The organism is Micromonospora sp. NPDC047548, from assembly GCF_040642975.1.
Lineage (GTDB): Bacteria > Actinomycetota > Actinomycetes > Mycobacteriales > Micromonosporaceae > Micromonospora.
Map to the genome: position 1 here is coordinate 302,508 of NZ_JBEYTI010000001.1, position 19,164 is coordinate 321,671.

The 19,164-nt window shown below is 70.5% G+C and carries 17 protein-coding genes; 10 read left to right on the forward strand and 7 right to left on the reverse strand.

Going from position 1 to position 19,164, the window contains the following annotated elements:
• Nucleotides 1–123: 123 nt before the first annotated feature.
• Both ABZ807_RS01435 and ABZ807_RS01440 read right to left on the reverse strand, forming a co-directional pair.
• A complete protein-coding gene (locus ABZ807_RS01435) occupies nucleotides 124–849 on the reverse strand; it encodes a methyltransferase domain-containing protein (protein ID WP_357151324.1) in 726 nt (241 codons plus the stop codon).
• A 94-nt stretch (nucleotides 850–943) separates the two neighbouring features.
• Nucleotides 944–2,581, reverse strand: coding sequence for an ABC-F family ATP-binding cassette domain-containing protein (locus tag ABZ807_RS01440; RefSeq protein WP_357151326.1), 1,638 nt, complete (start codon nucleotides 2,579–2,581; stop codon nucleotides 944–946).
• An 88-nt stretch (nucleotides 2,582–2,669) separates the two neighbouring features.
• Between ABZ807_RS01440 and ABZ807_RS01445 the strand changes: the two genes are divergently transcribed.
• From ABZ807_RS01445 to ABZ807_RS01455, 3 genes are all read left to right on the forward strand, one after another.
• Nucleotides 2,670–3,440, forward strand: a complete 771-nt coding sequence (locus ABZ807_RS01445; protein ID WP_357151328.1) for an ROK family protein — start codon at nucleotides 2,670–2,672, stop codon at nucleotides 3,438–3,440.
• Between the two features lie 91 nt (nucleotides 3,441–3,531).
• Nucleotides 3,532–3,900 carry a tetratricopeptide repeat protein gene (locus tag ABZ807_RS01450; RefSeq protein WP_357151330.1) on the forward strand — a complete coding sequence of 123 codons (369 nt, stop codon included), beginning with the start codon at nucleotides 3,532–3,534 and terminating at the stop codon, nucleotides 3,898–3,900.
• A 133-nt stretch (nucleotides 3,901–4,033) separates the two neighbouring features.
• Nucleotides 4,034–4,288: a Smr/MutS family protein gene (locus ABZ807_RS01455; RefSeq protein WP_030329768.1), complete on the forward strand. Its 255-nt coding sequence runs from the start codon at nucleotides 4,034–4,036 to the stop codon at nucleotides 4,286–4,288.
• Nucleotides 4,289–4,436: 148 nt separating this feature from the next.
• Here ABZ807_RS01455 and ABZ807_RS01460 read toward each other — a convergent pair whose 3' ends face one another.
• Nucleotides 4,437–5,360: a transposase gene (locus ABZ807_RS01460; protein ID WP_357151332.1), complete on the reverse strand. Its 924-nt coding sequence runs from the start codon at nucleotides 5,358–5,360 to the stop codon at nucleotides 4,437–4,439.
• 162 nt (nucleotides 5,361–5,522) lie between these two features.
• Complete coding sequence (locus tag ABZ807_RS01465) at nucleotides 5,523–5,684, reverse strand: hypothetical protein (protein WP_357151334.1); 162 nt, start codon at nucleotides 5,682–5,684, stop codon at nucleotides 5,523–5,525.
• A 484-nt stretch (nucleotides 5,685–6,168) separates the two neighbouring features.
• Between ABZ807_RS01465 and ABZ807_RS01470 the strand changes: the two genes are divergently transcribed.
• Together ABZ807_RS01470 and ABZ807_RS01475 are read left to right on the forward strand one after the other, a co-directional pair.
• Nucleotides 6,169–7,449, forward strand: a complete 1,281-nt coding sequence (locus tag ABZ807_RS01470; protein WP_357151336.1) for a glycosyltransferase — start codon at nucleotides 6,169–6,171, stop codon at nucleotides 7,447–7,449.
• A complete protein-coding gene (locus tag ABZ807_RS01475; RefSeq protein ID WP_357151338.1) occupies nucleotides 7,439–9,025 on the forward strand; it encodes a glycosyltransferase family 39 protein in 1,587 nt (528 codons plus the stop codon). The genes ABZ807_RS01470 and ABZ807_RS01475 overlap by 11 nt, the downstream gene beginning before the upstream one ends.
• Before the next feature lie 387 nt (nucleotides 9,026–9,412).
• Here ABZ807_RS01475 and ABZ807_RS01480 read toward each other — a convergent pair whose 3' ends face one another.
• Nucleotides 9,413–10,549 carry a glycoside hydrolase family 5 protein gene (locus ABZ807_RS01480; protein WP_357151488.1) on the reverse strand — a complete coding sequence of 379 codons (1,137 nt, stop codon included), beginning with the start codon at nucleotides 10,547–10,549 and terminating at the stop codon, nucleotides 9,413–9,415.
• A gap of 949 nt (nucleotides 10,550–11,498) precedes the next feature.
• Between ABZ807_RS01480 and ABZ807_RS01485 the strand changes: the two genes are divergently transcribed.
• Nucleotides 11,499–11,627 (forward strand): hypothetical protein, encoded by a 129-nt coding sequence (locus ABZ807_RS01485; RefSeq protein WP_357151340.1) that lies wholly within the window; start codon nucleotides 11,499–11,501, stop codon nucleotides 11,625–11,627.
• Between the two features lie 117 nt (nucleotides 11,628–11,744).
• Here the strand turns inward: ABZ807_RS01485 and ABZ807_RS01490 are convergent, their stop codons facing one another.
• Nucleotides 11,745–12,005: a hypothetical protein gene (locus ABZ807_RS01490; RefSeq protein ID WP_357151342.1), complete on the reverse strand. Its 261-nt coding sequence runs from the start codon at nucleotides 12,003–12,005 to the stop codon at nucleotides 11,745–11,747.
• A 222-nt stretch (nucleotides 12,006–12,227) separates the two neighbouring features.
• Nucleotides 12,228–14,618: a M28 family peptidase gene (locus ABZ807_RS01495; protein ID WP_357151344.1), complete on the reverse strand. Its 2,391-nt coding sequence runs from the start codon at nucleotides 14,616–14,618 to the stop codon at nucleotides 12,228–12,230.
• A 284-nt stretch (nucleotides 14,619–14,902) separates the two neighbouring features.
• Between ABZ807_RS01495 and ABZ807_RS01500 the strand changes: the two genes are divergently transcribed.
• From ABZ807_RS01500 to ABZ807_RS01515, 4 genes are read left to right on the forward strand one after another with little or no spacing between them, the layout of a single operon-like run.
• On the forward strand, nucleotides 14,903–16,105 hold the full coding sequence (locus ABZ807_RS01500; RefSeq protein WP_357151490.1) for a fused response regulator/phosphatase: 1,203 nt from the start codon (nucleotides 14,903–14,905) through the stop codon (nucleotides 16,103–16,105).
• Nucleotides 16,102–17,859: an ATP-binding protein gene (locus tag ABZ807_RS01505; protein ID WP_357151346.1), complete on the forward strand. Its 1,758-nt coding sequence runs from the start codon at nucleotides 16,102–16,104 to the stop codon at nucleotides 17,857–17,859. Before ABZ807_RS01500 ends, ABZ807_RS01505 begins: the two co-directional genes overlap by 4 nt.
• Nucleotides 17,856–18,308 carry a response regulator gene (locus tag ABZ807_RS01510; RefSeq protein ID WP_357151348.1) on the forward strand — a complete coding sequence of 151 codons (453 nt, stop codon included), beginning with the start codon at nucleotides 17,856–17,858 and terminating at the stop codon, nucleotides 18,306–18,308. Before ABZ807_RS01505 ends, ABZ807_RS01510 begins: the two co-directional genes overlap by 4 nt.
• Nucleotides 18,301–19,110 (forward strand): inositol monophosphatase family protein, encoded by an 810-nt coding sequence (locus ABZ807_RS01515; protein ID WP_357151350.1) that lies wholly within the window; start codon nucleotides 18,301–18,303, stop codon nucleotides 19,108–19,110. Before ABZ807_RS01510 ends, ABZ807_RS01515 begins: the two co-directional genes overlap by 8 nt.
• The last annotated feature ends 54 nt before the right edge of the window (nucleotides 19,111–19,164 follow it).

Here is a 19,164-nt window from a genome sequence, read left to right on the forward strand (position 1 = left end):
CCGCCCCGCCTCCGTTGATCAAGAAGTCTGCGTCGGGACGGCGGGGGATCCCGACGCGAAACCTCTTGATCTACTCGCGGTGGGGCGGGCAGGCTCCGGTGCGCGGGCGGGTGGGGGTGCGGGTCAGGCGAAGAAGCGGGCGAGGTGGGAGTGGGTCGGCGGCGGCGCGTCGGGCGGGAGCGGGGTCAGGTCGGCGAAGATCGAGGCGCCGTCACAGCCGGCGTGCAGCGGGTACCAGCGCGGGGTGCCTGGTGGACGCTGCCCGCAGATGCCCTTGACGGTCTGCACGTCGAGCAGGCGTACGTGGGTCGGGTCGGCGACCGCGTTGACGTGCCCCCACCAGGGACTCATCACGTGCAGCACGCCGCCCGGACGGAGTACCCGGTGGCACTCGTCCACCAGCGGCAGGAAGTCGATCAGGTGCTCCAGGATGTGCACCGCGAAGAGCACGTCGACCGAGTCGTCGGCCAGCGGCAGCGAGCCGGACAGGTCCGCCACCGCGTCCACCCCCGGCGCCGGGTAGATGTCCAGCCCCAGGTTGGTCGGGTACTGCTTCTGGCCGCCGCAGCCCAGGTCCACCACCACCGGCTCGCGGCCGTCCACGCCGACCCGGCACCAGACGCCGTACACCCCGGCCAGCCGGCCGACCAGGTCGCGGACCAGCCGCAGCTCCTCCGGCCCGGCCACCTCACCGGTCAGGTGGGCGACCCCCCGGTCGAACCGCACGTCCACGGCGAGCCCCCGCAGCCGTTCGTCGTGCCGGACCTGGTCGGCCCAGGCCTCGGCGAGGAATCCGTCGATTGCCCGCAGCCGCTCGGCCGAGGGCGGCGTCTGAGCCAGCGCGACCATGGCCACCTCCCGCCGGCCGTTACCCACATCGCCGCCCGGTATGCGTGGCCGACGCCCGGTTCAGCCGGAGCTGGTCCGCCGGGCGGTCGGCGGATCAATCCTCGGCGATCCGTCCCGCGTCCACCCGCAGCCGCCGGTTGACGCTCACCGCGTCCAGCATCCGCCGGTCGTGGGTGACCAGCAGCAGGGTCCCGGGGTAACCGGCCAGCGCCGACTCCAACTGCTCGATCGCCGGCAGGTCCAGGTGGTTGGTCGGCTCGTCCAGCACCAGCAGGTTCACCCCGCGCCCCTGCAACAGCGCCAGCGCCGCCCGGGTCCGCTCGCCGGGGGAGAGGGTCGCCGCCGGCCGCAGCACGTGCTCCGCGCGCAGGCCGAACTTGGCCAGCAGCGTCCGCACGTCCGCCGGGGCCAGCTCAGGTACGGCGGCGCCGAACGCGTCCACCAGTGGCTGGTCGCCGAGGAAGAGCCCCCGGGCCTGGTCGACCTCGCCGACCACCACGCCCGGGCCGAGCGCGGCGTGCCCGGCGTCCAGCGGCAGCCGGCCCAGCAGCGCGGCGAGCAGGGTGCTCTTGCCGGAGCCGTTCGCCCCGGTGATCGCCACCCGGTCCGCCCAGTCGACCTGGAGGTCCACCGGGCCGAGGGTGAAGCCGCCCCGGCGGACGACCGCGCCGCGCAGCGAGGCCACGACTGCGCCGGCGCGAGGCGCGGCGGCGATCTCCATCCGCAGCTCCCACTCCCTCCTCGGCTCGTCAACAGGCTCGAGCCGCTCGATCAGCCGCTCGGTCTGCTTCGCCTTCGCCGCCTGCTTCTCGGTCGACTCGGCCCGGAACTTGCGGCCGATCTTGTCGTTGTCGGTGGCCTTGCGCCGGGCGTTCTTCACGCCCTTCTCCATCCAGGCGCGCTGGGTGCGGGCCCGGGCCTCCAGCGCCGCGCGGGTGTCGGCGTACTCCTCGTAGCCGGCGCGGGCGTGCCGGCGGGCCACCTCCCGCTCCTCCAGGTAGGCCGCGTACCCGCCGCCGTAGTGCCGGACCTGCTGCTGGGCCAGGTCCAGCTCCAGCACCCGGGTCACCGTCCGGGTCAGGAACTCGCGGTCGTGGCTGACCAGCACTGTGCCGGCGCGCAGCCCGGTGACGAACCGCTCCAGCCGTTCCAGGCCGGCCAGGTCCAGGTCGTTGGTGGGTTCGTCGAGCAGGAAGACGTCGTACCGGCTGAGCAGCAGCGAGGCCAGCCCGGCCCGGGCCGCCTGGCCGCCGGAGAGACCGGTCATCGGATGGTTCAGGTCGACCGTCAGCCCCAGCTCCGCGGCGACCTGCTCCGCGCGTTCCTCCAGGTCCGCGCCGCCGAGGCCGAGCCAGCGCTCCAGCGCCTCCGCGTACGCGTCGTCCGCGCCGGGCCCGCCCGCGGTCAGCGCCTCGGTGGCCGCGTCGAGCGCGGCCTGCGCCGCGGTGACCCCGGTACGCCGGGCCAGGAAGTCGCGGACCGCCTCGCCCGGCCGGCGCTCGGGCTCCTGCGGCAGGTAGCCGACGGTTGCGGTGGGCGGGTTCAGCGAGACGCTGCCCAGCTCCACCGGCAGCAGCCCGGCCAGGGTGCGCAGCAGGGTGGACTTGCCGGCCCCGTTGACCCCGACCAGCCCGACCACGTCGCCGGGGGCGACCACCAGCTCCAGGTCGGAGAAGAGCAGCCGGTCACCGTGCCCGGCGGCGAGATTCTTGACGATCAGCGTGGCGCTCATGAGGAGCCGAGCGTACCGTCGCCGCCGCGCGTGGCGGATCGGGCGACCCGCGGTACGCGGGCGCGGAACCCGAGGCAGACTCACTCCCGTGATGACCACACTGGCGATCGACTGCGGCGGTGGCGGCATCAAGGCCAGCGTGCTGGATGCCGCCGGCACGATGCGCGCCCGGCCGCTGCGGGTGCCCACGCCGTACCCCCTGCCGCCGGCGCTCTTCGTCAAGACGCTGCTGGAACTCGGCGGGCGGCTGCCGGCGGCGGACCGGGTGACCGTCGGGATGCCCGGCATGATCCGGCACGGTGTGGTGGTCGCCACCCCGCATTACGTCACCCGATCCGGGCCGCGCAGCCGCGTGGACGCGGACCTGGTCGCCGAGTGGTCCGGGTACGACGCCCGCAGCGCGCTCGCCGACGCCTTCGGGGTGCCGGCGCTGGTGCTCAACGACGCGGAGGTGCACGGGGCCGGGGTGGTCGCCGGCACCGGCTGCGAGTTGGTGCTGACCCTCGGCACCGGGCTGGGCAGCGCGCTCTTCGACGGCGGGCTGCTCGCCCCGCACCTGGAGCTGTCGCACGCCCCGGTGCGCTGGGGCACCACCTACGACACGTACGTGGGGGAGCCGGAGCGGCGTCGGCTCGGCGACGCGTTCTGGTCCCGCCGGATCCGGCAGGTGGTGGAGGGGCTGCGGCCGGTGTTCCGCTGGGACCGGCTCTATCTGGGCGGGGGCAACTCGCGGCTGATCCGGCCGGAGCAGCTGGCCCGGATGGGCGAGGATGTCGTGGTCGTCCCGAACACGGCCGGGATCGTGGGCGGTGTCCGGGCCTGGGACCTGGTCGCCGGCCGGTACGACCCGGCCCCGTGAGCGCGATTCCCGACCAAGGAACATTCGCGGCGCGGTCGGTGTTGTGTCAGCGTCGGACGAGATGCGGCTCGACACGAGGAGGTGGGTCGGGATGGATCTTCTGGCGGAGTACCGGCGGGCGACCATGTTCTTCGAGGCGGGTGACCCGAACGGCGCGGCCCAGCTGCTGGAGCCGATCGTGGCGGCCGAGCCTGGCAACTCCTCGGTACGCCAGCTGCTGGCCCGGGCGTACTTCCAGTCGGCCCAGCTCAGCCGGGCCGAGGAGCAGCTGCGCGAGCTGGTCGAGCGGGACCCGAGCGACCACTACGCGCACCACGTGCTGGGGCGCACGCTGGAGCGGCTGAACCAGCACGCGGACGCGCTGCGGCACCTGCGGATCGCCGCGGCGATGCACTCGACCAACAACGACTACGCGACCGCGCTGCGCCGGGTGGAGACCCGGGTGGGGCTCGGACGCTGATCCCGACCCGCCGGGCGGGCGGGACGCACGGACGGGGCAGCCCCGCGGGGCTGCCCCGATGCGTGTCCGCGGGCCCGGCGGCCGGCCCGCCTACCATTGCGGGCATGGGAGCTGACCTGGCGGTGGGCGCGGCATGAAGCTGAAGCTGGACCTGCACGAGATCTTCAACAAGGGTCACGACATCGACCGGGCGCTGCGCGGGATCATGGACGAGGCGGTGGCGAAGAAGGCCACCCTCGTGGAGATCATCCCGGGCAAGGGCTCCGGTCAGCTCAAGAAGCGGGTGCTGCGGTTCCTCGACCAGAAGGACGTCAAGCAGCTCTACCACCGGGTCGAGAAGGACTCGAAGAACTTCGGCCGGCTGTTCGTGCACTTTCGGTGGAAGTAAGAGCCCCGACTCTCCGACCTCCCGCGCTACCGCCGGCATGGCTCTTGACCTGCCAAAACGCCTTCGGTCGGTTTCCAGCATCTTCCGCCGTTACCCGCGCTCACTTGTGCCGGTGATCATGACGACCTAGTACGGCAGCCGCCATTTGCTATCTGACCAGGGCGTAGTCGCGGTTGAGTCGTGTGTGTTGGTGGAACCAGCGGGCGCGGGCCTGGTGGCGGCGTCGCCAGGTGAGCCAGCGGGTGGCGTGACCGGGAGGTGTCGGATGGTGGAGGGCGTCGGCGAGTAGCCGTTTGACCTCGTGCACGGTCAGCGGGATCAGTCCGGGCTCGGGCGGTGGTGGCTGGTCGGGTGTGCTCGGTGGTGGGGCCTGGCTGTCGGTGCGGTCGCGGAGGTGGACGGCGGTGACCGCGCAGACCGCGAGGGCGGCCCTGACCAGTACGGTGTGCTGGGCGATCGCGGTGTGGAGGCGGGCCTGGCACTGGTCCAGGCCGAAGTGGTCCTTGCCGAACTCGAAGCACTCCTCGACCAGCCAGCGCAGTCCGGCGGCGCGGATCAGTCTCGTCTTGGTCACCGGTTGCCCTTCGGGCAGGTGGCAGTAGTGGAAGGCCAGCTCGCCGGTACGCAGGTGGCGGCGCACGAGCAGGTGATGCCGCGGTGAGGCGGTGGTGATCCACGCCCAGGCGTACGCGTGTCCGGTCCGCTCGCGCACATATGACAGGTGCGCGGTGTTGATCCCGTTGGCGACCCGACCCGCGCACCCCATGTACTGCCGCTTCACCCCACACGTCGCGACACCCTGCTTGGCCTGGCCCGTCTCGTCCAACGCGCCGACGACCAACCCACGCCGCCGCCGGTGCGTGGCCGCCGCGTCCAGACCAGCGACCACGAACCGCCGAACGTGACCCATCGCAGCCGTCGTGTCCCACACCGCCCGGTTCAACAACCGCTGCGTGCGGTCCGGCGTGGCGTCCCCGACCTGCTCGGCGATGCTCCACCCGTTGCGCTTCGGTACCCGACTGACCAGCGCCGAGATGTACCGGCCCGCGTGCTGCCACGTCTGCGTCCGCACGAAACACGACCGCAGCTCCTCCAACAGCTCGGCCCGTGCCCGCACCGCACGCCTGGCCGCTACCCTGGCAGCAGCAGCCGCCTTCGATCTTGTAGTCCTCACAAACACATGATCGACAGGCGGCTGCGTCCACTTCGCACGCCCCCACCGCATCCCGCCAGGTCAGACCGCCAATGGCGGCTGCCGTACTAGCGAGCGTGTCCGGGCGGGCGGCGGGCGAGCCACCACGCGCAGGCCGGCCACCACGCGCAGGCCGGCCACCACGCGCAGGCCGGCCACCACGCGCAGGCCGGCCACCACGCGCAGGCCGGCCACCCCCCTCATGGGTAACGGGTGCGGCCTCCCTGAATCGGGGCCTGATCAAATTTGCCATGGAGGAGATAGCGGCGCCCCGACACGATAAATTGTGGGGTAACGACCTGACCTGCGAATTCGGTGCTCCCATGAGCCCACACCTGCCCGAGCCAGCATTGTTCGCACGCAGCACGGCGGCACTCTATAGCTCCCGGCTGTGGCGGTTCCCCGGCCTCGTCGGCGGCGGGGGCCAACGGCTTCGTCCTGTTCCTGCTCCACTGGGAGGTGCGGATGCAGCCGTTCGCTGCACCCATCCCGGCGGCCGAGGTGGCCGTCACACACACCTACCTGCCCAACGAGTTGTGAATGTCCGGTTCGCGGGGAGGTCTGGCAGTTACTGAAGTTCAACCTTACGTCGTGAGCGCCCTGCTGCTGGCCGTCGACTTCGCTGCAAGCACGAAGTGGATTCGGGGAGGCGTATTCAATGCAGTTTTTGCTTGGTTTCGTGGTACTGGTGTCCACCCTGCTCAGCGTTCAGGCTGCGTACGCGCTTTACACGATGGTCTATGCATGGAGGAAGCCCGACCTGGACGATCTCGGCCGGGCGCCAGACCAACTTGCCGCCCCAGCCCTTTCCTTCACTGCCATCCTGCCTGCACGCCACGAAGAGGCGGTCATCGCGAGGACCCTGGACCGAGTCGTTCACAGCAACTACCCTGCGCAACTTCTGCAAGTCATCGTCGTCTGCTCCGCGGACGACAACGGGACCATCGACCAGACTGCCCGGAGGATCGCTGATCTCAAGGCGAACGGCATCACGAGCGTAAGGCTGGTGGTTTTCGACGACGGCCCGATCAGCAAGCCGCACGCTCTGAACTACGCACTTCAATACGCGAACTCCGACGTCGTCGCCGTCTTCGATGCCGAGGACGAGATCCACCCGGACATCGTGAACATCGTCAACACGGTGATGGTGAACGAGGGAGTCAAGGTCGTCCAGGCCGGCGTTCAGCTCATGAACTTCTGGTCCAGCTGGTATTCCGCCTTCAACGTCCTCGAGTACTTCTTCTGGTTCAAGAGCCGCCTCCACCATCAAGCTCGGCTCGGTTTCTTACCGCTCGGCGGGAACACGGTGTTCTTCTCTCGCGAGTTGCTGGATCGGATCGGCGGCTGGGACGAGTCCAACCTCACTGAGGACGCGGAGATCAGCCTCCGGATAAGTAGCATAGGCGAACGCATCCGGGTGATCTACGACGACCGCTACGTCACCAAGGAGGAGACGCCGCCGACATTCCGCCAGTTCATCACGCAGCGGACCCGGTGGAGCCAGGGTTTTATGCAGACTCTGCGCAAGGGCGTTTGGAAGCAGTTGCCGACCAGGCGGCAGCGCGCACTGGCGCTTTATACCCTCGCGTTTCCGCACGCCCAGGCGTGGCTCGCGCTGTATCTGCCGTTGGCGCTGTGCATGGTGTTCGTGGTGGACGCGCCGATGCCGGTGGCGATGCTGTCAGTCGTGCCGATCCTGTTCCTGGTCGCGCACTTTCTGGTCGGGGTCGTGGGGTTGTACGAGTTCGCCGACGCCCACCAGATGAAGGTGACGCCGTGGACCGTGGTGAAGATGGCCGTCACCTGGCTGCCATACCAGCTGGTCCTCTCGTACGCAGCGCTTCGGGCCTTCCGGCGGCAGGTGGCTCGCCGAGGGGAATGGGAGAAGACCGAGCACGTAGGCGCCCACCGGACGGGCTCCGACACTGCCGTAGCCGGCCCGGCCAAGGAGGCCGAGGATGTTCCGTAGGTGGCGTTCCTCGGTCGGTGGTCCGGCCGCCGCGGCCCTGCTGGTGGTCTCCCTCGTCAGCGGCCTGTTCACGCACGCCTACAACCTCTCCCAGTACCCGCTGTTCCTCACCGACGAGGGCATCTACGTCCAGCAGGCATGGTCACTGGTCAACGATGGCCGGTTGTCTCCCTACACGTACTTCTATGATCACGCACCCGGCGGATGGATAGTAATGGCCGGATGGGCAGGCGTCCTGCCCGGAGGGTTCCACGCTTTCGGCAATGAGGTCGGCACCATGCGGATCCTGATGCTGGTGGCGCATGTGGCAAGTGTCGGGCTCCTGTTCGGCATCGTCCGGACAGTTACGAACAGCGCTGCGGGCGCGTTCATCGCCGCGTTCATCGTCAATTTCTCGCCGCTCGCGATCTACTACCAGCGAATGGTTCTGCTCGACAACCTGATGGTCTTTTGGCTGCTGCTGGCCATCTACCTGCTGATTAACGCGAGAGGACGTATCGGGACGGCGATGATCGCGGGGTTCGCGTTCGGCGTTTCGGTCATCACCAAGGAAAACGCCATCTTCTTCGTCCCCGCCCTCGGCTATCTGGCGCACCGACAAGTCAAGGGGCAGCAGAATCGACGTTTCGTGACGAGCTTCTGGTGGATCGCGGTGACGGTTCCGGTGGCTGCGTATGTTCTGTTCGCGCTATTCAACCATGAGTTTTTCCCCACCCGTTTGAACTTCGACCGCCACAACCCGCCGGCTGACCACGTCTCGCTGCTCTACAGCATCTGGTGGCAACTGAACCGCACCTCCCCGAAGGGGCACAGCGTGTTCCTCGAAATGATGCAGGGTAGCTGGTTACCCAAGGACCCTATGCTCCTGATCGGCGGAAGCGCTGCGGTCCTAGCCGTACTGTGGCTGTGGTTTCGGGACCGGGCGCACCGCCCCGGCTACCTGGTCGCCGCGTTGCTCGTACTGGGGTACGCCTTCTACCTGGTGCGCGGGAGCCAGCTGCTGGACTTCTACGTCGCGCCGATACTGCCGCTCCTCGCCCTCAATGTAGGTGTCCTATTTGGGCATCTCGCCTCCCGGGTGGCGGTGCCGGTCCGGGCCGGCGCGGCCGCGAGTTTGGTCGTGGCGGCACTGCTCGTCCCGGGTGCCTACGTGTTGCACCACGACACCCATGGACGCGTGCAGTTCCAGGACCTATACCATCTGCAGCTGACGACCATGCAGGAACGGCAGATCGACTTTGTCCGGGCCAACATTTCGCCGGATGCCCGGATCATCATGGACGACGACATCTGGACCGCGCTACACGACCGACAGCCAGTGTTTCCGAATGCGCACTCTCACTTCAAGGCATCGTCGGACCCGTATGTACGCGACAAGCTGTTCCGGTCGGATTGGCGGAACATCGACTACGTCGTGATGTCCAACCGTATGCATCAGTCGATGGTGGACAACAATGCCGGCGGCCGCGAGTCATGGATCCTCGAGGCGGTCGACAAACACAGCGAACAAGTCTGGCACGCCAAACGGGGCAACGTTCAACTCGGCGTCTACAAGATCCATACGCAAGATCAATAGGCGTACTCGCTGAGCAGTGACGACATCGGGGCGGGAGAACAACATGCACGAGCCAGGGCAGAAGAAGCCATTCTGGAAGCAGCCACGGCTGCCGAGACTGACCTGGAAGCGCGCCGCGTTGACGGCGGCGGGCTGTTGGTCGTCCTCCCGGTCGCGCGTGCTGTGATCGGCGGCGGGCCGTGGACTGCCCGCTCCTCTGCCATGGCGGGATGGAACCCCGGCCCGACCAGCGCACCCGCGGCCAGGGCCGAACCGTCGCGGGCCCCGAGGGCCCAGGCCTGCCCGGCCCCACCGGATGCGACGTGATGACGCCGCCGCGGCTTGGCCAAAACGACGCGTGGGCGACCCCGCTCGGGGCCGCCCACGCGTCGTGTCATGAGATTGGAGTTACCGGGCATCGGTCGCCTCGAGCCGAGGCGCCTGGTACTGCTTCATCACGTCCAGCTTCGCTTGGTCGATGGTGTTCCAGTCGTCCTGCAGCACGCCACCCGTGTCGCCGGAGTCGGGGTTCCACGACCAGTAGGTGTAGCTCATCCCGTGCTCCTTGAGGTAGCTGAACAGCTTGCGCTGCCAGATGCCCTCGGTGGTGCTGGGATCGATGGACTTCCCGCCGAACTCGCCGAGCAGGACCGGGGCGATGCCTTCGGTGTTCAGGTAGGCCCAGTGCTTGTTCCACAGATCAGGCATGTTCTCGGGGAAGTTGGGTGCGTCGAACCAATTCTGCCGGTACACCCCTGGGCCGTAGTCGTGCGCGGAGTAGACGAGCTTGTCGGGCTGGGATAGTCGCACCGGGTTGTCCTTGGCGCCCATCAGGTTGCCACCCCACCAGTACTGGTCGTCGCCGACCTTCTCGACGCCCTCGACAATGACCAGCCAGTCGGGATTCGCCTTGAGCACCGCGTTGCCGGCACGCTCGGCCGCCAGCCGCCAGTCTGTCTTCTCGTTACCGTCGCCCCACGTCGCCTGGCCGCGCGGCTCGTTGTGCAGGTCCGCGCCGATCACCAACGGGTTGCCCCGGTAGTGGGTTGCCAGCATGGTCCAGTCGTCGATCCACTGCTGCTCGCTGAGGGTGCTGGTGTACCACAGTTCGCTCTGGCCATTCGAGTCCGGGCGGTGCTGGTCAAGCAGCACCATCAGGCCGCGATCGGTAGCACCGTTGACGATGCGGTCCATCAGGTCGCGCCCGTACAGGCCCTTGAGGTCCGGATTCTTGTCGTAGTCGATGCCCTCGGTCGGCGGGGCGGTCTGCGTGAAGAGTTCGTTCGAGTATGGCAGCCGGATCGTGTTGAACCCAGATGCCTTGATCTGGTCAAGCATGCTCTCCCAGTTGCGTGTCCACAGCCCATGGGGCGCGAACGTGCCTGTCTCGAACCCGAACCAGTTCACCCCGGTGAGGGTGACCTTATCGCCATGCGCGTCGACCAGGTTCGCGCCCTCGGTGTGCAGGGGTCCGTTGCGCAGGGGTCCGTCCGGTGTCTTGCCAGCGCTGGCCACGATACCGGCAAGTGACACCATGGCGACCATCAGCACAGAAACGAGGATAACGACGACCCGGCGGGGCCGGGGGGTATTTCGGAATCGAGTGCTAAGCCACGTAGACATGATCCCCCAAAAGAATCAAAAGTAGATCAGAGATGCCGGAACCCTTGCGGGCGTGGTTGTGAAATCCGACACCGAGGTGTAACGGACCCTCGCCCCGTCGTGGTAGCTCGACAATGCGATCAGTCGGCTCTTGGATTAGAAAAGGTCGACTTCGTGAGCGATCAGCTCCATGAGTTCTGGATTGCTGTCGACGACGATCGGGCTACCTACAATATCTCCTCCAGAGTCTCGACGGGTGTGCTCAAATTCAACGGCCAGACATCATGCAGCCGTGCCACCTATCCAGGGCACAGCATCAGCCAGGCTCCGCGGGGGTGGGCGACAGGAGCACCACCAGCCGACCCGCTTAAGGGATGTAACCAACTCGGGCCTGGCACTAATCCCGCCTACGACCCTCACCCAACCGTCACCGCACAACCGCACCATTCAACGCCCCAAGCGGCCCTAATCTGGGACGATCTCTCGCATCAGAGCGGCAGCCCTTCGATGTCGCCGTCGACGGGCCGCCCGCGCCGGGAGAGCTCGTCGGCCCTGCACTTCGAGGCGTTCGCCCAGCTGGTGAATCTAGGCGGAGGCCAGGGCGTGTTCAGATCGGCTGTGTAAGTGGTGGTGGCCTGATTCTGAGTCGTGATCGACTCGGGAAGGGACCACGTGATGACCGACACTAAGACCGTGCCCCGGCGACTCCGATCGAGAGCCGGCGTCGAAACCGCCGCCGGTGGACGAGTCGCTCGCCGATGAGCTGTTAGGCGGCGTCTGCCGCGCGATCACTACGTGCGGCTGGACTCCTGCGACTACTCGGTGCACCCCGCAGCGGTCGGGCACCGGGTCGAGGTCACCGCCGACCTGCACACGGTGGCCATCCGCCGCGATGCGGAAGGTATACCAGGCTCCCCGCCCCCGCGCTGGGGACGAGGTGGCCCGTCGGGACCTGACCGACTACGACCGCCTGTTCGGCATCACCGACGAGCAGCAGGCCGAGTGGGCGGAGGTGGCCTGATGCGGCAGACACCACCGCCCAGCCCCACACCGGCCACCACGGCTGGTGGGCTGCTGGCCGCCGCCGGGTTACTGGCCGCGGTCGACCTGATGGCAGGCCATGCCGCACGGGTGTCGGTCACCGTCGACACCGAGCGTGCCGCAGCCGTTCACCATCGCCGGTGACCGCCGGGTCGCGGCCGCGCGTGGTGCTGCGGTTCTGCCGGAAGTCCGCGCCCGCGATGTCCGCCAGCGCCAGCAGGCCGCCGGCGACCACCCGCGGGGTACGCACGACACCGGCGTAGAAGGTCCGTTCGTCTGCCTGATCCGGCGCAGACGCGGCGAGGGTCAGGTTGCCGTCGAAAAGTCCGGAGGCATGGCGGTAGATCCGGGTATCCACGACTTGCGCCGTCGCGCTCAGATCGCTGGTCCTTCCGGAAGTATCGCTCAACGTCCCGCGGATCGTGCCACGCGACGTTCCGGTCCGCGGTCCCTTGTGGTCGGTCGACGTCGCCGGATCGGCGGGCTGCCTGAATCGTCTGTGACATCAGCTCCAAAGAGCCTGACCGGCAGACCCGGCCCTCCCGCCGGCCGAGGGGCTACAGCGGACCGGCCGAGGGGACTACAGCGGATACGTGCGGGCCACCGCCAGCATCTCCGAGCTGTGCGAGCCGACCACGCCGACGTCCGCCGGGCGCGGCCGGAAGCCGGGCAGTCCGTCCAGGCCGTCGCTGGCGTCCATTGCCCGCAGGAGCACCTGGCCGCCACGCGGGTCCAGGGTGAGGGCGATCTCCACGCCCTCCGGCGGCGGTGCGTGGAACACGACGCCCCACCAGCGGTCGTCCAGGTGCCGCTCCTCGATCTCCACCGGCTTCCCGGCCACCGTCGCCGCCTCGATGCCGGCGCCGCCCAGACCGGCGGTCTCCACGTGCAGCGAGGCCAGCCGGACCGACCGCTGCGGCACCAGGCGCAGCCGCAGGGTGCGCTGCTGGCCGATGGTGGTGTCGGAGAGGACGTCCAGCTTCGGCGCCGGCAGGTCCGCCGCCGGGGCGGGGCCGGCGCGCAGCTCGGCGTCACCGAGCCCGGGAAAGTCGTCGGACACGTCGGCGACCCCGTCCACGTACCCGTCGGTCCAGGGCTGCGGGTCCTCCTCGTGGCTGAGCCAGCGGGCCTGGCCGGTGCCGGCGTCCAGGGCGTACATCAGGTGGGTGGGCACCGGGTGCGCGGCGTCGAAGCGGTCCACGCGCAGCCCGACCCCGGCGAGCACCACCGCCGCGAGCCCGGCGGCGACGGCCGGCAGCGCGCCCAGCCGGCGGGCGCGCAGGGCGACCATCCCGCGCTGGCCGCCGGCGGCCGGGTGCAGCAGGTCCAGCACGGGCAGCGCGGCCAGGCCGAGCAGCACCGCGAAGAGCGCGGCGACGCCACCCATCGCCATGCCGAGCGCCGGGAAGAGCAGCACCACCGTCGGCAGCAGGGTCACCACGGCGACCGCGCCGGCCAGGGTCACCGCCAGCACCGGCCACGGGCCGTCGACCCGGGTGCGCAGGGCGACCAGGCCGGCCACCGCGCCGGCCAGGGCCGGCAGGGTCGCCAGGTACGCCCCGCCGGGCACCAGCGCGGCCAGCAGCACCCCGAGCAGGGCCAGCCAGCCCAGCCCGCCGATGGCCAGCGCCGCCGGACCGGCCCACCGACGGGTCAGCGCGTACCAGGCGGTGAGGATCGCGGCGGCGAGCGCCACCACGGCGAGCCGGTACCAGGTCGGCCGGTACGGATCGAGCAGTTCGGCGTAGCCGGGGCGCAGCGTGGTGATCCCGGCCCAGAGCAGTTGGGCGGCGAGCGGCGCGGCCACGATCGGCGTCAGCGCCAGCCCGAAGCCGGCGGCGAGCCGGCCGGTGCCGACCCTTCCCCGCCGCCGGGCCAGCCAGGCCAGCGCCAGCACCGCCACCACCGCCAGCGCGGCCAGCGGCCAGGTCAGCCAACCCGGGTAGCGGACCAGCCCGCCGGGGACCGGGAAGTAGGTGGCGTCGTGATCGGCGCGCAGGGCCCTCAGGTCGGTGCGGCCGAACTCCCGGGCCAGCCCGAGCGCGTTGTCCCCGTGCTGCTGGAGGCTGCCCCGGTCCATCGCGGCGGGGGTGTCCAGCGGGGTGTGGTAGATCGCGCCCCCGTCGATGTACGCCGAGTTCAACCCGACGAAGTCGGCGTCCAGGAAAGCGGTGAAGTCGGTGTCGTTGGGCAGCGCCCGGTAGATCTCCACCGCGAACGAGGTGCCCACCGGGTGCGGGGCCGCGCGGCCGAAGACGTCGATCAGCCGCGCGTTGTCCCGCGAGGTCTCGAACATGATCACCGGGCCGGTGGCGCCCCGCGCCTCCAGGTTGAGCACCACCCCGCCGTCCGCGGCCAGCGGGTGGCTGGACGCGAACGCCTGCGCGCCGCACAGGCACGCCTCCTCGGCGTCGGTGAGCAGGAAGATGATGTCGTTGCGCGGGCGGGGGCCGTTGGTCAGCGCCCGGGCCACCTCCAGGACGGTCGAGGTGCCGGCGCCGTCGTCGTTGCCGCCCGGCCCGGACTGCACCGAGTCGTAGTGCGCCACCAGGAAGACCCGCCCGGTGGAGGCGGTCCCGGGCAGCCGGGCCACCACGTTACGCACCCGGGCCAGGGTCGTGCCGCCGGCGGCCCCGCTGAGCTGGCCCGCCTCCTCGGCGACGGTGTCCTGCACCTCGGTCTCCAGCCCCAGGCCGCGCAGCGCGCCGACCAGGTGCTCGCGTACCTGGTCGTTGGCCGGGCTGCCGGCGACGTGCGGCCGGGCCGCGACGGTCTGCACGGTCCGGTACGCCCGGGCGGCGCTGAACTCGCCGGCCGGGGCGTCCGCCGGTCGGGGTGCCGGGGTGCGCAGGTCGACCAGGACGGCGGCGCCGACCGCGAGCAGCGCGACCAGCGCGGCGACGGCGGCGACCGGCCGGCGGCGCGGCCGGGCCAGCGCACGCTCGGCGGCGGGGACTCCGGGTGCGTCCACGGCGGACTCCTCGGGGTGGGGCGGAGGGTGGGCACCATCCTGCACCGGACCCGGGTGAGCCGCGACACCCCGGGACTGATCCGTGACTCTCGCCCCCGCCCGACCGCTTACCGGATGACGGCCTTGTCCGGGTACGCCCGTGCCGCTGCGGCCGTGTTGTGTGCGACCGTTGTCTGATACAGGATCAGCGGGGCACTCGGAAGGAGCCCGACATCACCAGCGAACTCCCGCGTCTCGCGGCGGTGACCTGGCCGCACCGGGGGTCCGGCGTGGCCGGTCCCTCCGTGGTGCCGTACCCGCAGGGGGGCCTCGGGCCGAACCCCAACCTGCCGCCGGGCGAGCGGCTGCGGGTCCTGCTGGTCGAGGACGACGAGGGCGACGCCTTCCTGGTCGGCGAGCTGCTCGCCGAGACCAATTCCATGATCGACCTGCTGGTCGCCACCAGCCTCAGCGAGGCGCGGCAGCGAGTGGCCGGCGTCGACTGCGTGCTGCTCGACCTCGGGCTGCCCGACGCCCAGGGCCTGGACGGGCTGCGCAAGGTGCTGGAGATGTCCAGCGGCGCGGCGGTCTGCGTGCTGACCGGCCGCTCCGACGAGCACCTGGGCACCGTCGCGGTCGCCGAGGGTGCCCAGGACTACCTGGTCAAGGGCCAGGTCGACGGGGTACTGCTGACCCGGGCGCTGCGCTACGCGGTGGAACGCAAGCGAGCCGACGAGAACGCCCGCCGGCTGCGCGAGGTGGAGCTGCGCCAGGCCGAGTCCGCCCGCCTGGAGCGCGGCCTGCTGCCCCAGCCGCTGATGAGCACCGACGAGGTGGCGGTGCACACCTTCTACCGCCCCGGCCGGCACGCGGCCCTGATCGGCGGGGACTTCTTCGACGTCGTGCAGACCCGGCCCGACCGGGTCGACCTGATCGTCGGCGACGTCTGCGGGCACGGCGTCGACGAAGCCGCGCTCGGCGTCGAACTGCGGGTCGCCTGGCGGGCGCTGATCCTGGCCAGGGTCGCCGACGACGACGTGCTGCCCGCCCTGGAGCAGGTGCTGATGAGCGAGCGCCGGCTCCAGGAGATCTTCGCCACCGTCGCCACGATCCGGCTTGACCTGCACGGCAACCGGGCCACCGTCCGGCTGGCCGGGCACCCGCCGCCGCTGCTGCTCTCCGGGGGCAAGGTCGCGCCGGTCCCGGCGCCCGGTGGCCTGCTTCTCGGGGTACGACCCCGCCGGCCCGTGGCGTTCGACCTTGAGTTCGACACCGATGACTGGTCCCTGTTGATGTACACCGACGGTCTGATCGAGGGACGGGTGGGCAACGGCGACGACCGGTTGGACGTGCCGGGGCTGGTCGGTCTGCTGGAGGAACCGGCCAACCAGGCGGTGCCGCTGGCCGAGCTGCCGGCCTGGCTGGTCGGCCGGGCCGAGGCGATTAACGGCGGGCCGCTCGCCGACGACGTCGCCATGCTGCTGGTCACCCGGGGCGGTGGCTGGTGAACTCGTACCGTCAGGGCTGGACCCTGCGGCGGCGGGTGAGCGTGCTGCTCACCGTGGTCGTGGCGCTGCTGCTCGGGCTCGCCGGGGCCGAGGCCGCGCTCGCCGCCAAGACCCGGCAGAACATGGACGCGGTGCTGGTGAAGACCGGTCCGTTGCGGGTGCAGGGCCAGGAACTGCTCAACGCCCTGCTCGACCAGGAGACCGCTGTCCGGGGGTACGTGGTCAGCGCCGACCGCGCCGACCTGGCCCCGTACGAGAGCGGCGTCCAGCAGGAGCGGGACACCGTCGGCAGGATGAACGAGCTGATCGGTGACTATCCGGACGTCCAGCGGGCGCTGCGGGTCGTGGAGCAGCAGGCGGCCGACTGGCGCACTGCCGTCGCCCAGCCGGTGATCACCACGACCGAGCGGGACGGCACGGCGGCCGGCCAGGCGCTGATCACCGATCAGGCCCGGCAGCAGTTCGAGCAGATCCGTGCCTCCGCCGACGCGCTCCAGACCGAGATCCTGGCCGAGCGGGAGCGCAGCGCCGACAAGGTCTACCAGAGCAGCAACATGCTGGTGGTCCTGTTGATCGTCGCGGCGGTGGTGGTGGCGGTGGCCGGCTCGGTGCTGCTGCTCTCCCTGGACCGGATGGTGATCAGGCCGCTCACCGGGCTGGCGGAGCAGGTGCGGGAGGTCGCCGAGGGTGACTACCAGCACCACATCGCCGGTTCCGGCCCGCCGGAGTTCCAGCGGCTCGCCGGCGACGTGGACGCGATGCGGCAGAAGATCGCCCGGGAGCTCGCCGAGGTGCGCGAGGCGCGCGAGAGCATCGAGTGGGTCAACAGCCAGCTGCAGAAGCAGGCCGAGGAACTGACCCGCTCCAACCGCGACCTGGAGCAGTTCGCGTACGTGGCCTCGCACGACCTCCAGGAGCCGCTGCGCAAGGTGGCGAGCTTCTGCCAGCTGCTCCAGCGCCGCTACGCCGGGCAGCTCGACGAGCGCGCCGACCAGTACATCGCCTTCGCCGTCGACGGCGCGCAGCGGATGCAGCGCCTGATCAACGACCTGCTGGCCTTCTCCCGGATCGGCCGGCTCACCACCGGTTTCACCGAGGTCGACCTCAACAAGGTGATGGGCGACGTGGCCGGGCAGACCGAGGCCGCCCGCCAGTACGCCGACGCCGAGCTGACCTGGGACGACCTGCCGGTGATCCGCGGCGAGGAGCCGCTGCTGAGCAACCTGCTGGCCAACCTCGTCAGCAACTCGATCAAGTTCCGCCGCCCGGACGTCACGCCGAAGGTGCACGTCTCGGCCCGGCTGGTCGACGACGAGTGGGAGATCACCTGCAAGGACAACGGCATCGGGATCGAGCCGGAGTTCGCCGACAAGATCTTCGTGATCTTCCAGCGGCTGCACGCGAAGGACGCCTACCCGGGCACCGGCATCGGCCTGGCGATCGTCAAGAAGATCGTCGAGTACCACGGTGGCCGGGTCTGGGTGGACACCGACACCGCCGAGGGCACCGCGATCCGCTTCACCCTGCCGGCGGACGTCGAGGCGGCCACGGCGGAGGCCGGCGCGGCAACCGGCGAGGAGCCGGCCGGCGTCGAGCCGACCGGGGACGCCTCGACCACGGTGACCGACGCCGGTGATCCGGAGACCGCCGCGCCGACGGTGGGCCGGCAGCCGGACGGGCCACCGGGCACAGCTGCGCCCGGGGCGGCGCCGGAGCACGCTACAACGGGTGGCATGAAGGAGACGGCGAGATGACCGCGCCAGCGGACGGCAAGAGCCCGATCGAGGTCCTGCTGGTCGAGGACGACCCGGGTGACGTGCTGATGACCCAGGAGGCGTTCGAGGAGCACAAGCTGCGCAACCGGCTCACCGTCGTCTCCGACGGCGCGGAGGCGCTGGCCTACCTGCGCCGCGAGGGCCGGTACGCCGACGCCGTGACGCCGGACCTGATCCTGCTCGATCTGAACCTGCCTCGCCGGGACGGCCGGGAGGTGCTGGAGGAGATCAAGGAGGACGAGCAGCTCCGCCCCATCCCGGTCGTGGTGCTCACCACCTCCCAGGCCGACGAGGACATCCTGCGCAGCTACCAGCTGCACGCCAACGCCTACGTGACCAAGCCGGTCGACTTCGAGCGCTTCATCTCGGTGGTCCGGCAGATCGACGAGTTCTTCGTCAGCGTGGTCAAGCTCCCGCCGCGTGGCTGACCAGCTGCGGGACGACGTCGGCGACCTGCTGCGGGAGACCGCGGCGCAGGTCGTGCTGCCCCTGTTCCGCCGGTTGGACGACGCCGACGTCACCGAGAAGGCCCCCGGTGACCTGGTCACGGTGGCCGACCGGCGGGCGGAGGAGAAGATCTCCGACGCGCTGCGCCGGCTGCGGCCCGGCTCGGTGGTGGTCGGTGAGGAGGCGGTCGCCGACGACTCGTCCCTGCTGCGCCACCTGCGCGACGACGGCGACGTCTGGCTGGTCGACCCGGTCGACGGCACTGGCAACTTCGCCGCCGGTCGGCGCCCGTTCGCGCTGATGGTCGCGCTGCTCACCGACGGGGAGCTGGCGGCCGCCTGGGTGCTCGACCCGTTGGCGGAGACGCTGGCGGCGGCCGTCGCCGGGGAGGGCACCCGGCTCGACGGCCGGCCGGTGCGCATCGCCGATGTTGTGCCGCCGCTCGGCGCGCTGCGCGGCACCGCGATGACCTGGTTCTTGCCGCCGGCGACGCGGCGGGCCGCCGAGGCGGGCGGGGAACGGATCGGTGAGCTGCTGTCCGGGCAGCACTGCGCGGGCCGGGAGTACCTCGACCTGCTCACCGGCGACCAGCAGTTCGTGCTCTTCTGGCGGACCCTGCCCTGGGACCACGCCCCGGGGGTGCTGCTGGTGCGCGAGGCCGGCGGGGTGGCCCGCCGGTTCGACGGCACCGAGTACCACCCCGCCGACGACGACGAGGGCCTGCTGGTCGCCGCCGACGAGCGGACCTGGCACGAGGTCCGCGACGCCCTGCTCGGCGGCTGAGCCCCGCCCGCCGCGCCGCGGCGGCTGAACTCTCGCGGCGCTGCGCGACCGGGC